The organism is Collinsella sp. HCP28S3_G2 (assembly GCF_052065125.1).
GTDB lineage: Bacteria > Actinomycetota > Coriobacteriia > Coriobacteriales > Coriobacteriaceae > Collinsella.
The window spans coordinates 1-13,057 of the sequence record NZ_JBQHUO010000020.1; the positions used below are offsets into that span (position 1 = coordinate 1).

The 13,057-nt window shown below is 66.3% G+C and carries 16 protein-coding genes and 1 pseudogene; 3 read left to right on the forward strand and 14 right to left on the reverse strand.

Going from position 1 to position 13,057, the window contains the following annotated elements; translation table 11 throughout:
* From ACTNB2_RS08510 to ACTNB2_RS08570, 13 genes and pseudogenes are all read right to left on the reverse strand, one after another.
* A pseudogene (locus tag ACTNB2_RS08510) lies at positions 1 to 503 on the reverse strand (hydrolase Nlp/P60); the annotation flags it as partial.
* A 2-nt stretch (positions 504 to 505) separates the two neighbouring features.
* Positions 506 to 2,983 (reverse strand): VirB4-like conjugal transfer ATPase, CD1110 family, encoded by a 2,478-nt coding sequence (locus tag ACTNB2_RS08515; RefSeq protein ID WP_441042606.1) that lies wholly within the window; start codon positions 2,981 to 2,983, stop codon positions 506 to 508.
* The gene (locus tag ACTNB2_RS08520; RefSeq protein WP_441045752.1) at positions 2,952 to 3,359 is read right to left on the reverse strand and encodes a PrgI family protein; all 408 of its coding nucleotides are present in this window, start codon (positions 3,357 to 3,359) and stop codon (positions 2,952 to 2,954) included. Before ACTNB2_RS08520 ends, ACTNB2_RS08515 begins: the two co-directional genes overlap by 32 nt.
* A gap of 30 nt (positions 3,360 to 3,389) precedes the next feature.
* Positions 3,390 to 3,605, reverse strand: coding sequence for a hypothetical protein (locus tag ACTNB2_RS08525; RefSeq protein ID WP_006234636.1), 216 nt, complete (start codon positions 3,603 to 3,605; stop codon positions 3,390 to 3,392).
* Between the two features lie 84 nt (positions 3,606 to 3,689).
* Positions 3,690 to 5,510, reverse strand: coding sequence for a VirD4-like conjugal transfer protein, CD1115 family (locus ACTNB2_RS08530; RefSeq protein ID WP_441045754.1), 1,821 nt, complete (start codon positions 5,508 to 5,510; stop codon positions 3,690 to 3,692).
* Positions 5,507 to 6,058 (reverse strand): hypothetical protein, encoded by a 552-nt coding sequence (locus ACTNB2_RS08535; RefSeq protein WP_139913189.1) that lies wholly within the window; start codon positions 6,056 to 6,058, stop codon positions 5,507 to 5,509. Before ACTNB2_RS08535 ends, ACTNB2_RS08530 begins: the two co-directional genes overlap by 4 nt.
* A gap of 56 nt (positions 6,059 to 6,114) precedes the next feature.
* Entirely contained in the window at positions 6,115 to 6,411 is a 297-nt protein-coding gene (locus tag ACTNB2_RS08540) for a hypothetical protein (protein ID WP_441042623.1), read from the reverse strand.
* 36 nt (positions 6,412 to 6,447) lie between these two features.
* Positions 6,448 to 6,648 carry a hypothetical protein gene (locus ACTNB2_RS08545; RefSeq protein WP_441042624.1) on the reverse strand — a complete coding sequence of 67 codons (201 nt, stop codon included), beginning with the start codon at positions 6,646 to 6,648 and terminating at the stop codon, positions 6,448 to 6,450.
* A gap of 201 nt (positions 6,649 to 6,849) precedes the next feature.
* The gene (locus ACTNB2_RS08550; RefSeq protein WP_441044927.1) at positions 6,850 to 7,638 is read right to left on the reverse strand and encodes an ATP-binding protein; all 789 of its coding nucleotides are present in this window, start codon (positions 7,636 to 7,638) and stop codon (positions 6,850 to 6,852) included.
* 14 nt (positions 7,639 to 7,652) lie between these two features.
* Positions 7,653 to 8,168 (reverse strand): hypothetical protein, encoded by a 516-nt coding sequence (locus ACTNB2_RS08555; protein ID WP_441042602.1) that lies wholly within the window; start codon positions 8,166 to 8,168, stop codon positions 7,653 to 7,655.
* A 5-nt stretch (positions 8,169 to 8,173) separates the two neighbouring features.
* Positions 8,174 to 8,422 (reverse strand): helix-turn-helix transcriptional regulator, encoded by a 249-nt coding sequence (locus tag ACTNB2_RS08560; RefSeq protein ID WP_042433145.1) that lies wholly within the window; start codon positions 8,420 to 8,422, stop codon positions 8,174 to 8,176.
* 78 nt (positions 8,423 to 8,500) lie between these two features.
* The gene (locus ACTNB2_RS08565; protein WP_096227029.1) at positions 8,501 to 8,719 is read right to left on the reverse strand and encodes a helix-turn-helix domain-containing protein; all 219 of its coding nucleotides are present in this window, start codon (positions 8,717 to 8,719) and stop codon (positions 8,501 to 8,503) included.
* Positions 8,720 to 9,202: 483 nt separating this feature from the next.
* Complete coding sequence (locus ACTNB2_RS08570) at positions 9,203 to 10,084, reverse strand: helix-turn-helix domain-containing protein (RefSeq protein ID WP_139913180.1); 882 nt, start codon at positions 10,082 to 10,084, stop codon at positions 9,203 to 9,205.
* Between the two features lie 87 nt (positions 10,085 to 10,171).
* On the opposite strand from ACTNB2_RS08570, the gene ACTNB2_RS08575 reads away from it, so the two are divergent.
* Genes ACTNB2_RS08575 through ACTNB2_RS08585 form a run of 3 tightly spaced genes read left to right on the forward strand, consistent with a single transcriptional unit; the run spans position 10,172 to position 12,075 of the window.
* The gene (locus ACTNB2_RS08575; RefSeq protein WP_015540312.1) at positions 10,172 to 11,167 is read left to right on the forward strand and encodes a nuclease-related domain-containing protein; all 996 of its coding nucleotides are present in this window, start codon (positions 10,172 to 10,174) and stop codon (positions 11,165 to 11,167) included.
* Positions 11,168 to 11,171: 4 nt separating this feature from the next.
* The gene (locus tag ACTNB2_RS08580) at positions 11,172 to 11,465 is read left to right on the forward strand and encodes a hypothetical protein (protein ID WP_015540311.1); all 294 of its coding nucleotides are present in this window, start codon (positions 11,172 to 11,174) and stop codon (positions 11,463 to 11,465) included.
* A 19-nt stretch (positions 11,466 to 11,484) separates the two neighbouring features.
* Positions 11,485 to 12,075, forward strand: a complete 591-nt coding sequence (locus tag ACTNB2_RS08585; protein WP_441042603.1) for a hypothetical protein — start codon at positions 11,485 to 11,487, stop codon at positions 12,073 to 12,075.
* Positions 12,076 to 12,257: 182 nt separating this feature from the next.
* Here the strand turns inward: ACTNB2_RS08585 and ACTNB2_RS08590 are convergent, their stop codons facing one another.
* Positions 12,258 to 12,929 carry a DUF3800 domain-containing protein gene (locus tag ACTNB2_RS08590; RefSeq protein WP_441042604.1) on the reverse strand — a complete coding sequence of 224 codons (672 nt, stop codon included), beginning with the start codon at positions 12,927 to 12,929 and terminating at the stop codon, positions 12,258 to 12,260.
* Between the last annotated feature and the right edge of the window lie 128 nt (positions 12,930 to 13,057).

Consider the following 13,057-nt stretch of genomic DNA (forward strand, 5'->3'; position numbering starts at 1 on the left):
AGATGTGTATAAGAGACAGCCTCGGGGCCGCGCGCGCCTCCCTTTGGGGCGCCGAGCGCGGTCGCCGCCTTGCGGCTGCCTTGGGCTGCTTTCTTCGCCTTCCTCTGCCGCAGCCTTCCCGCGGCCTTCTTGGCCGCACGCCCCGCGTCGTACATGCCCGAGGCGCCCTCGAGCTCCTCCGAGTCGTCGAGCTGGGAGACGGCCTCCCGGGCGATCGCCAGCTTCGCCGCATCGACGCGCGAGCGCATCGCGGCCGCCGCGCGCCGGTCGCCGGCTGGTTGGGACAATTTGTCCCCGAGCCCGCCTTCCGGCGCGTCGGGCCTGGAAGGGCGCCCCTTCGCCGTTGCGGTTGGGCCCCCCGCCTCGTCGAGCGGGCCGGCACCCTCCGAGACGTTTCCCAGGGCGTCGCGCTCGGTCTCCGCGACGTCGCCCGCGGTGAGCACGTCGCGGCGCTGCGCCCCGACCACCTCGAGCATCCCGCCGCCCTCGCTCGGGCCGGCCATTCCTATTCCTCCGCCTCTCGCGCCGCCCGGCGCATCTCGCGCTCGGCGACCTCTGCGGGCTTGGTGTTCCACAGGTCGTAGAGCGAGCCTTTCGGGAAGTCGTCGGTGATGGGCACGCGGATCCCGGCGCTGATGAGCAGGCCCTCGCCGGGCTTGACGGCGTCGCCGATGTAGCCGCGCTCCGTGGCGGAGAGCTGGAGCATCTCCGCCCATGCGTCGAGGTCGGCGGTGGACTGCTTGTGCAGCAGGAAGAACTCGGAGTTGAGCACCATGTCGCGGGCCTCGGCGTTGGCCAGCATGTGGCTCGTGTTCTGGCTGATGCCGGTGCAGATGAGGCCGAACTTGCGCCCCTCGCGCCACAGGCGGGCGAAGTACTCGACCACCGTCGGGTGCGCGAAGAGGCTCTGCACCTCGTCGATGTAGAGCCAGGTGTAGTTGGGGCGCGGCGGCGTTACCATCACGCGGTTGCGCACCATCTCGAGCGCCGTGATCATGCCGAACACGCGCATGTTCTGGCCGAGGCCGTGCATGTCGATGTTGGTGATGCGGTTGTCGAGCGCCACGTTGCTCTGGCCGTTGAAGAAGGAGAACGCGCCCTTCACGTAGCGCTCGTAGCGCAGCGCGATGTCGGCGGCCTCGGGCTCGGGCTGAGCGAGCAGCGCCGCGTGGAAGTCGCCGAGCGTGGGCAGGCGGCCGTCCCTCGCGCACTCCCGGTACGCCTCGCCGACGCAGCGGGCGATGATCGAGCGGTCGCGCTCCGGCAGGCCCTCGCGGCCCTCGGCCATGAGCGCGCTCGAGAGCGCGAGCACCGCGTCGGTCTTGTACGCGAGCTTGGCGGCGTCGGCGCGGTCCGCGACGTCGGCGGTGTCGAGGGGGTTGAGCACCGCCGAGCATCCCGGGGCGAGCTCGACGTTCGCGCCGCCGAGCGCGCCGACGAGGTTGCCGTACTCGCCGGCCGGGTCGAAGATCACGACCTCGTCCTCGGGGTGCGCGAGCACGGTGTTGGTTATCTCGCGCTTCACCGAGAAGCTCTTGCCCGATCCGGGCTTGCCGCACACGAAGCCCATGGGGCTCGCCAGGCGCTTGCGGTCGCACAGCACCAGGTTCCCGCTCTCCCTGGACTGCCCGTAGTAGCCTCCGCCCGCCTCGTCGAGGCTCTGGCTGGCGAAGGGCATCTGCATGGCCACCTGCCCCGTGGTGAGGTAGCGGCTCACGGTGACGTGGTTGTCCCCGAGCGGGAGCACCGAGTTGAGAGCCTGGCGCTGCCGGAAGTGGAGCGGCTCGAGGCCGATCGTGCAGCCCTGCGCGACGCTCGTCACCTGCTGGACGCGGCGGTCGAGCTCCTCGAGGCTGTCGGCCCAGGTGTAGACGAGGCCCGTGTAGACGAACAGGCGCTCGGACTTGTTGCGCAGGAAGTCGAGCAGCTCCTCGGCCTCCTCCTTCGAGAAGCGCAGCTCGGGCGGCAGGATCTGGTAGTCGTAGCCCTTCTTCACGGCGCTCATCTGCTCGTCGATGATCTCCTTGTCCATCCAGTCGATCTGGCGCTTCACGAGCGCGAGCGCCTCGCTCTGCGCGATGGGCTGCACGTGCAGCGTCACGTTGAGCGGCAGCGGCAGGTCGATGATGGAGGCGAGGTAGGTCTCCTCGATGACCGACCCGAAGCTGCGCACCGCGAGCACCGCGCCGTAGCGCCCGTCGCTGCGGAAGCAGTCGGACCTGCCCTCGGGCTTGAAGTCGAGCGTGGAGGGCATGACGAAGTCCTTCGTGCGCGCTCCCGACGTCGGGGACAATTTGTCCCAGGAGAACTCGAAGCGCGACCCCGGGCGCAGCTGCCCCTGCAAAAGCTCGAGCCTCTCGACGCCGTCGAGGGCGCGCGACGAGCAGCGTATGCGCGCGAGCGTCTGCTCCACGTCGCCCCGGATGCGCGCGAGCTTGGGCACCGCGGCGTCGACGTCGTCGGCGCCCACGGCGTAGGTCAGGTAGCGGTGGCGCACGAGGTTCGAGACGCCCTCGCGCATCTTGTCGTTGAGGATCCGGTTGTACTCTTCGGCGAGCCCGGCGGTGGCGCGCTCCCCGGGCTCGAAGAAGACCTTGCGGCCGACCTCGTCGGCGGGGATGGGCGCGTTCACTACCTGGAGCTGCACGTGGGAGTCCGCCGGGAAGTAGTTGAACAGCGAGCTCATCACGGTGAAGGCCGTCTCGCGCGCCTCCTTGCGCGCGGACTGGTAGCTGATGTCGGAGAACTCGACCGTCTGGCTGAACACCCCGGGCATCACCTGGGCGATGCCGTCCCTGTACATGGCGTCGTAGCCGACGTAGGCGGCCATCTCGCGCGAGCGGTCGCGCTCCCGGCGGCGCCTCTGCCGCTCGGCCTCCGCGCCCTTCGAGGCGTCCTTGCGCCCGCCCGTGCCGCCGAGGAGCAGCCCGAGGGTGCTCGGGCGCTTCGGCCTATTCTCCTTGTTGCTTCTTGCTCGGCTCATAGAGCTCGGCTCCTTTCTTCCTTGCCCTGCGCCTCGCGCGACGTCCCGGGCGGCCCGGGCGCGGCGAGCCCTCGGGGAGGCTCCCGGCGAGGCAGGGCTCGTACGCGAGCAGCTGCGGGGAGAACTCGTGTGCCGCCAAAAGCGGCAGCAGCTCCTCGGCGCGCATGCCGAAGGGCCGCCAGAACCCGGCGAGCCAGAACGGCATGCTGCAGAGCATGATCGGGAAGGCCGCGTCCGCGACGTCGGCGTGCAGGCCCAGGTGGACGAAGGCCGCCGCCCCGACCGCGCTGCCGAAGCCGAGCGACACGCATGCGAGCGTGCGCAGGCTCATCTTCCCGACGATCTTCTCCTCGTACTCCCCGATGTCCTTCTGCACCGGTATCCGGAGCGCCATCCGCGACGCCCCCTATGCCGGCAGCCAGGACGTGTCCAGCTGCCCGAAGTAGACCGACGCGGCGATGATGATCGCGCCGCCGGCGATGGTGGAAATGGCGGTCGCGATCTGCGGGCCGCCCTGCTGCTCCCTGATGGCCAGGCCGAGCGAGACCGCTCCCCACACGACCAGGAAGCCGCCGAGGAAGGTCACGCAGCCCGACACGAGCTTGATGACGTTTGCGAGCATGCTGCTCTCCTTTGCTTTCGGTTGACGATGTTCCTTGCTGCTCCTCCCCCGCGGCGGGGGAGGCCCGCGCCCTCCGCGGCCCCGTCACGAGGCGCCGTCCTTCCGCCTGCGGTACTCCGCGAAGTCGAACGGGCCGCGGCGCGTGGCCTCCTCGAGCAGGCCCGAGCGCGGGTGGCGCTCGAGCCGGTACTTCCGGTCCATGAGCGGCATGCACCCGTTCACGAGCACGAGCGCGTCCTCGCGCGGCATGCGCGCCACCTCGGCGGGCTGTATGAGGTCGCGCTCGGAGATGCCGCGGTTCACGGTCCGGGTCCAGCCGGCGCCCCGCGAGTCGCTCTGCGTCTCGCTCGCCACCGTCTGCTTGCCGGCCATCTTGCTGATCTCCTCGTTGGTCTCGTTCGCCTTGCCGCCCAGGTAGAGCAGCGTGTCGCAGGCGTTCACGATGGTCTCGGCGTTATTGTCGCCGTAGGTCTCCTTCAGCTGCGAGAGCGACTGGGCGATCATCGAGACGGCGATGTTCCTGCTGCGGGTGACGGCGATGGTCCGCTCGAAGTCGGGTATGCGCCCGATGTTGGCGAACTCGTCGAAGACGAAGTGCACCGTCGTGGGCAGCGAGCCGCCGTGCGCCTCGAGCGCCTCGGCGCAAAGCGCGCTCACGGCCGTATCCATGAGCAGGGCGAACAGGAAGTCGAAGGTCGAGTCGGTGTCGCTCATAGACGCGAAGAGCGCGACCTTGGCGCCCTCGTCGCCCATGTGGGCGAGGTCGAGCTCGTCTTTGGAGGTGAGGTCGCGCACGGCGCGGATGGAAAGCGGCTTCAGGCGGACGTTGCAGCTCGAGAGCATCGACTTCATGGTGTCGCCGGCGGCCACGCGGAACTCGCGGTAGCTCGCGAGCGCGAAGTCGTCGGGCGGCGCGGGCTCGCGGACCTTGACCCACTCCCACGCGCCGTCCTCTTCGGCGAAGCCGCGCAGCGAACCGCAGCCTTCCGCCGAAGCGCCGCCGCGCCTCACGTAGCGCTCGCCGGTCTCCAGCTCGCGGAACACCATGTCGAGCGGGCTCATGTAGCCCGGGTCGTCGCGGGCGTCGGCGAGCGAGAGCAGCGTGAGCAGCCCGTCGAGGTTCCTGTCGGCGGGCTCGCAGTGCATGACGAGGTAGGCCGTGAGCGCGGTGTAGACCAGGCGCTCGGCCTTCTCCCAGTAGGGGTCGCCCTTGTGGTCGGCGTCGCCCTCGGTGTTGGCGACGATGCCGCGGGCGAAGCGGATGACGCCCGCCTCGTCGCGTATGTAGGCTATGGGGTTGAAGCGCATGGAGCGCGTGAAGTCGATGGTGTCGAACGCGCGGATCTCGTAGCCGAGCTCCGCCAGCGCGCCGCCCATCTCGCGGATGAGCGTGCCCTTCGGGTCGGTCACGAAGAAGCTGGCGTTGGCCTGCAGGAGGTTCGGCTTGACGTAGTAGCGCGTCTTGCCGGTGCCGGGTCCTCCCACCACGAGCACGTTGTCGTTGGTGTCGGTGGAGAGGTCGAACCTGCGGCTCACGAGGCGGATGCGCGCGTTGTCGGTGAGGATGATGTTGTTGTCGGGGTCCTTGGGGTCGCCGAAGGGCGCGATGTCCTTGCGCGTGGCCCACCTGGAGCTACCGTGCTCCTCGCCGTCGCGCCGGGCCCCCTTGGTCCCCAGTGAGCGGGCCCAGGCGAGGAGCGCGCCGCACGCGCAGGCGGTCCCGGCGCACAGGGGAACCGCCTCCGCGGAGAAGACGCGCCCCGCGCGGAGCGCCGCGGGGATCGCCGCCATGGCGGCCTCCGGGTCGAGGATCGGGCTCGTGCCCGACGCCGCGATTGCCGCGGCCGCAAAGTCTCCCGCGGCGAACGCCGCCGCGGCCAGCGCGGCCGCCGCCTGCCACCTCATCTCTCGGGCCCCTCGATCTGGCGCGGGCCGCGGTCCCGGCCGATGCCCTGGCTGTGGGCCCTCGACGCCTCGCGCGCCCGCTCGGCGCGCTCCGCCAGCCGCTCGGGCGCCTGGCGCCTCTCGGCGATCTCGGAGAGCCGCTCCCTTGCGCGATCGGCGGCCTTGCCCGTCTCTTGCTCCAGCTGGCGGAAGGCCTCGTCGACCTCGGGGGCGTCCTCCACCTTGAAGAGCAGCCAGTCGCGGCCCTCGCCGGGGATGATGTGGTGCTCGACCGACGCGGCGCGCAGCTTGTCGGAGACGACCTCCTTGATCGTCGCGTACTCGGGAAGCCCAGAGAGCTCCTCGAGGCTGAGCTTCGCGTAGGCCGGCACGCCGTCGGCCGCGATGGCCTCGGCGCGCCCGCCGGCGATGGTCCCGCGGATTCCCGCGAGGCGCTCGGAGAGCTCCCTCGCGCTGCGCGCCATTGCCTCGGCGCCGGCCTCCTGGCCGATCCTCAGCATCCAGTCGAGCAGCTTGCCGCCCGCCTCGTCCCCGTAGTCGCTCGCCATCCCGCGCCTCCCTTCCAGTCGAGATGAAAAAGGGCGCCTTCGCGCCCCGGTCGTCCCTATTCGGCCCCGACGGCCCTCTCGCGCGCCATTGGGGCGCGGGCTTCCTGCCCGGCGTGCGCGCGGCTCGCCTCGCGGGCGGACGCGGCGCGCTGCGCCAGCGGCTCGGGAGCCTTCTCGTGCAGATGGGCCCACTCGCCGCTGCGGCACTGCTCCGGCGTCGCCTCGCACATGTCGCGCATGGCGCGCTCGAACCGCTCGGGCTCCTGGGCGATGGCGCCGAAGCTCCAGCTCTCGAAGCCGGTCCACGCGTCGCCGTCGCGCTTGAGCGTCCACCACTCGTCGCCGCCGTTCACCTGCTGGATGAACGCGAGGTCGCGGTAGCAGAACCCCTAGCGTATGGCCCAGTTGCCCGAGCCGAGCGCCTCGCGGAGCCTGTCGACGCTGTCCGTGCGGGAGAACTCGTAGGGGTACTCCTCGAGGAACGGGTCGTCCTGCCAGTCGAAGCCGCCGACCTTGAGCCAGCCGTTCTCCTGGCACTTCTCCACGAGCCCGTCGTGCTCGCGGCCGGTTATCCTCTCGAAGCCGTCCATGGGCCCTCCTCCTTTCGTTTGTTGCTTGGCGGGCGGCGTCCTCGCGATGGGGGCACGGTGCGAGTCGGAGCAGGCGTGCGTGCCGGCGCGTCGGCGCCGCCCAAGACGTGTATAGCGATTTCGATTGCGGCATAGGGCGGGGCCGCCCGCGATGGGTCGAGCTGGGTCGAGCCGTCCGCGCCTCCACGGGAATCGCACAGGTCAGGCGCGCCGGCGCCTGTCCCTTCCGCCCAGGTAGACGGGCCTGCAGGTCTGGGAGATCCTGCTCGCGATGGCCTCTGCCGTGACGCGCTCGCCGCGCCTCGCGAGCCTGTCCGCCAGCGCGCCGGGCGCGTAGTTCGACGTGACGATGGTCGGGCGCATGTCCTCGTAGCGCGCATCGAGCACGCTGAACACGGTGCCGACGGACCACTCGGTCGCGTCCTCCTTGCCGAGGTCGTCGAGCACGAGGACGTCGCACTTGGCGTACCGCGCGACGGCGGCCTCGGTGCCGCCCTCGTCGAACGTCGCCTTCACGCGCTCGAGCATGCCCTTGGCCGTCGTGAAGGCGACGTCGTAGCCGGCCTCGGCGAACAGCCTGGCCATGGCGGAGGCGGCGTGCGTCTTGCCGGCGCCGACGCCCCCGTGTATGTAGAGCCCGGCGCCCCCGTTGCCCGCGAACGAGGCGATGTACTCGGCGAACTCGGGGCGGTCGGCCTCGGCGGCCCAGTAGCGCCTTGGGATGCCCGCGCGCGAGAGCGCCTTCTCCCGGCGGGCGGCCTCCTCCTCGGCGGCGAGGGCCGCGCGCCTTCGCGCCTCGGCCTCCCGCTCGCTGGCTGCGCCCTCGCACGGGCAGGGGGCGGCGGAGACCCAGGCGACCCTGCCCGCCAGCGCCGCGCCGAGCGGATCGAGGGCGGCGCCGCAGTGCGGGCACGCCCTCGGCTCCGGCTCGTCGAAGGAGAGCCCGGCCGCACGGGCCTGCTCCAGGGTGATGAGTCCCGCTCGGTCCATCGGGCGCCCCTTCCTTATCTTCTGAAGTCCTTGTTGTCCCTTTTGCTTATTGGGTGGCATATCGTCAGGGGTTTCCCTGACATCTCGTCAGGGGTTCGGGCTGCGAACCCTGACGGTTCGTCATCCTTGTTCGCGCCGAGCCCTGTCATTTCGTCACCCTTTCGCGCCGGGAACCCTGACGAATCGCCAGGGGTTGCCAGCGCTCCGGGCGGCAGCCTCTCGCGCACGATGCGGTACCGCTTGGTGGCGTGCCCGCGCGCCGGGGCGTGCACGCCGCACTCCTCGATGAGGCCCCGGTCGAGCAGGTCGCGGATGGCGCGGTGGACGCTGCGCTCCTGCACGTTGAGGAATCGTGCCAGGCCGCCCTTGCTCTCGAAGTAGCCGCACCCGGCGTCGCAGAAGCCGAAGATGCGCGCGTAGACGAGCAGGGGAAGGCCGGAGAGGCCCAGGTCCGCCATCATGAAGTGCCGTACCGCCGTGAACTCGCGCGGGGAGGGGCCGTCGCGCCCCCTCGGGCCTGCGGCCGCCATCGGCGCTAGCCCCTTCTGGGCGAGCCGACGACGCTGTTGCGCTCGACCCATGCGACGAGCTCGTCGTGCAGCACGATGCCGTCGCGCGTCTTGCCGCCGATGTAGCGGATCGGGAACGGGTCGTCGGGGTCCTTGGCGAGCCGGTACATTGCGTCGCGGCTGATGCGCAGCATCGCGCACGCCTCGTCGGCTCCGAATATCGCGTTGGTCGATGCGATGAGCCTCACCTGGCTCCTGCTAATGCTCTTGGTCATGGTCGTCCTCGAGCTCCTTTCGTCTCGAGGCTCCCTCGCGTGCCCGGCCGCGGGCGGCTCCCGGGGCGGTCGCCGCCGTCATTTCCTGCCGCTCCTCGACTCGATGTAGGCGTCCACTGACGCCCTCGACACCAGGAGCTTCCTTCCGAGCCTGTACGAGTCGATCTCTCCCGACCAGATGAGGTCGTACGCCTTGTTTCGGCTCGCCCTCATGTACTCCTGCATCTCGATCACCGTCATCCATTCGTCCCGATCTCGGCTTCCCTCGGGCGCGGCGCATTCGGCTGTGCGTGCCATGGTTCCTCCAATCTTCCCGTGCGGCACCGCGCGAGGACACCGCACGGCACAGTGTCCCTTTTCGTCTGCACGACGATTGAACCGCCTGATGGCGATTGGTGAGCACGGCAGGAGCGGAGACGGGTCGAAGTGGGTCGAGCTGGTCGTGCCTCCACGAAACGGCCATGAGCCGCGTGCCTTAGCTCGCAGCTAAGTCCCTGAAAAGTAAAAGGCACCCATGCGGGCGCCTGCCTAGTAGCTGGAGTTGTTCGGTTGTGGTCGGAATGCTCGTCTTCCGCGGTGCTGTCGTCCGGGGTCCGGCATCTGTCGTTCGCCTCTTCTGTCGTGTTTGATGTTGCGTGTTCTGCGAGCGACCTTGCACAGGTTTTTCAGCCCGTTGCCCCAGGTGCACCCGGGTAAATGGTACCCACCCGCCGGGACAAGGACATTGCGGGAGGGCCGTCTGGGCAAGCTGGGGTGGACGAGCGGGCGTCGGCGGCTCGATTAGGGCTTCTCCGTTACCCTGCAGCTGTTCTCGGTCGCCTGAACGACAATATCGCCGAGGTCCGCCACGCCCTCATCGAGCTGAACGACTTGAGGCCAGACCTCGCGGACCATGGCCATTTGGTCGTCTATCAGCAGGCATTTCGCCATTCGCACCCTATTCCTCATGCCGATGACCTCTTCTCCAAGCCTTTCCGGGTCTTCTGGGTCGAACATTCTTGCACCGCTCTCGTTGACCAAGTGCCCATCATGATCGAATCGTTCCGGATTCGATTCTGGGCTAAGGCGATATTCGCGACAGCGTTCGCTTTCCAGTAGGTTCGCGTTGTCGTTCCGGGATTTAGGGGAATTTCTCTCAGTGAAATCGGAGATGCCGCAATCCACCTCGTTCAGATGGTCAATAAGACATCGAAAGCTACTGCTCGTCAGGACTTTTTCGAGGGTGTCTGCATAAGAGGTCGTTGGCAAACCGTATTTTTCTTTAAACGGGCTGCTATTGGCGCCGGGCCTCGCCGCGAGCTCGCGAAGCGCGTTGACCGCCTCCACGCTTATTCCGAGATATTCCGAAACCTCCTGCTCGTCGAACGTCCTTCCCTTTGATTCGCCGATCAAGTATCCAATCTGGACTTTCAGGAGTCTTGAAATCGTTTGCATCGTGGGAAACGATGGGAAACCGGGTTTTTCTTTGCCGTATTTGCCGCCGATTTTCTCCCAGCGTCCAACAGTGGTCTTCGTCGTAGCATGCCCTTCTTTCTGCATTGCATTCGCGAAGTCCTCTTGCGTTGCATACCATTTTTTCCTCTCGGTTTTAAATCGCTCACCCCAGGCGTCTTTCATTTCTTGATCGGTTAAGACTCGTCCCATGTTGTTTCTCTCTTCCATTTACCACTGAGATACTCGTGAAAAGCTTCTATACACGAGTCTATCAAGTTGAGAGAATCAAGTCATCCGATACGAAAGGATTAAACGATGAAATGCGAATTGACCAAGAAATCGTTCGAGGTGCCGGCCCTTCTCGAACGACATAACGATTTCGAGCAAGCAATATGCAGAACGGTGTTTCAAGACAAGTACAGCTCCAGCGTGAAGACCTACCACGTCATCGACCATCTTATTGCTCGAGGCGAAGAGCTCGGACTCATGGGCGTCCCAAGCTATCTCGCGGCGATAGAGGCGCTGAAGAGATTCAGCTCCTATCACGCTGGCCTAATCAGGGGTTTTGCCGGGGAACGACGGGTCTTCTACGCGATCAAGCATGTCGGGTCCGGCTTCGAGCAACTGGTCAATGCCGAGCTGGACTACGAGGGCGAGCACGATGAGTTCGACCAGATCCTCGTCAGCCGGCAGGGTCTTGTGATAGTCGAAGTGAAGAACTACTCCTCCTCGGCCGCGATCGGGAGCGACGGGATCCTGAGGTTTGAGGACGGAAGCGGGCGCATGCGCAACGTCGGGGAGAGGATGGCCTCCAAACGTTACGTCTTGCGCGAGGTAGTGTCCAACGCAATTGGGCGCGAGCTCCCTGATGAAAGGATCGTCTCCCTTGTCGTCAACGCCAACGAGAAGACCTTTATTCGGAACGATTCTGATCGAGTCGAGGTTCAGAGCACGGGCAGCATCGCGCGTCGAGTCGAGGAGCTGCTGAGAGGCGACGAGGTCCTAGGGGCCGAAGACGTCTCCGCCATCAAGGCGGCGCTTGAAGCTGCCCACCATCCCATCGAGATCGAGCCGGAGATCGATTTCGAGTACGTATCGGCAACCCTGCATGAGGCCCTCTCGCTGATCGCCCGATCGGTTGCGGAGGAGAAAGAGGGCGAAGATTTCGCTCGCGTGTCCGCTCCCGAGAGCGAGACCTGCTCGGTATCTCAGGCGCGGAGGCCGTCTCCTGCGCTCGTCTCGGGTGCAGTGGCTCTTCTTTTAGGCCTTGCGGGCGGATACGTGCTCGGATCAACGGGAAAATGGAGGTAAGCAGATGAACGACGTTATGGAACGCACCGCTACAAGCTACGCGGCGATTGATGCGGTGGACAACAAAGCAAGCGATTGTCGGGGCATGCTCAAATCCCTTGTCGATGCGACGAACGGCATCACCGGGCCTCAGGCCGGCCTCCTCGGATGCCTCGTCGTTTCCATTGCCGGGGTGGCGGGATATGGAATATACGCCCTTTGCGACCTGGTCAAATCCGGACACCCCGTCGAGCTCACCTCTGGAGGGGTGCGCTTCGCGGCGAATACGGCAGCGCTCGGCGAGGCGAGCAGCCTCTAATCGGCGGACAGGAGAATCGATGCAGATGAATGAGATGCCCTCGATCGGGACCACGCTGACTTACGGCGAGGCAATCAAAGCATACGACCGCTTCGAGCGGACGATGCTCGAAAAGGCGTACGGGGCCGGACTCCTGCCCGCGGTGGGGCTGTACGACCTGCTCTGGCAGCTTGAGTCGCTCGCGCAGAAGTTCGGAATCGAGGGCAAGGGGGCCTTCCCGAGGCTCAAGAGGGAGATCCGATCGTTCTCGAGCGAGAGGACCGCTCTGGCGAACGGGGTGAACGGCGAGAGGTTCTACCTGCTGCAGGATGAATCGGCGCTCAAGCAGCATGACGAGACGCACCTTTTCAAGGTCGGAATCGACGGGGACAAGCTCGCCGGCGACCTCGACGAGGCCCTCGAGCTGCTTTCAAAAGAGTCTGCCAGGGTCGACGTGTACGCCGACACCTATTCACCCGACCGATCTGAACGGGATTCCGACAGGCTGGGCAAAGACCCCTTCATGAAATGGGCCGGAATCGGGTTTTGCGTGATGATGGCCTGTTTAGGAATCTCGATGCTGGTCCATTCGGTCTTCCAAATCGGCTTCTGCTCCAAGTGGTTTATCTGATGCAGAAGCCATTGGACGAGCAGTCTTTTAAAAAAATAGGGCAGAATCGCTTTCACGATCCCGCCCCGCAAACCCGAGGGTTTCTAACTGGAACCTATTATGCAGCTAAGTGGCGTCTTATCAACCCCCCCCGTAACAGACTCCATTGTCGGTAAACGCTCCGCCAAGGGCTGATCGCCTCCCTAGACGAGCTTCTTGCGCGTCTCCTTCAGTATGCCCTTCTTGAAATCGGACCACTTGCCGAAGAACTTCTCGTCCGTCGCGGTGGCGGTGTGCTCGGCGTATTTGATTGCCGTGAGTTCCATGGTGCAGATGTAGTCCGCCGCCTGCGAAAGCCGGTACTCGGAGGGCTGCGCCGATCGGTAGACGACGGCGTCCTTCGACAGCGCGTACTCGACCGCGCGATGGAGTGACTCGGCGATGGAGTGCTGGCCGTTGTCGTAATAGACCTTGACCAAATCGTAGTATTGCAGCTCCGCGAGGTTGTCGAACAGGAAGTTCACGATATCCCTTCGCATCGCCCCCGCAAGCTTGTCGAGCGAGGCGAACTGCTTGGTCGCGTATGCGAAGGTGTGGTACTTTACGGGCATGTGGCGGAAGAAGACGCGGAACGAGCCGAGCATCATCTTGCGCGTCCTCAGGTCGAGCCCCGAGTACTGGTCCTTGCCGTTCATGAGCGGCGACGCATGGAAGGGTATGTCCGGGAGCCCCTTGGCGCGAAGGGCGCCCTCATATGCCGCGATCGAATTCGCGATGTTTTCGGATTGGTCGTGCATGACGACGGTGAGCAGGTAGTGGCGGTCGGAGAGGCCGTCGCTTCCCGACTCGTCGACGAAGATGCTGAGTTCTCGCATTGTTCTCCTGGATAAGAAAGACGATATGAGAAAGCCATTTGGGTCGCCTCCCCCGCGGCGCAGCTTCTTTCCGCGGGCTCGGGATGCCACAATGGGCTTTGAGTATCGGCCCGTGCGGTAGCCCTTAC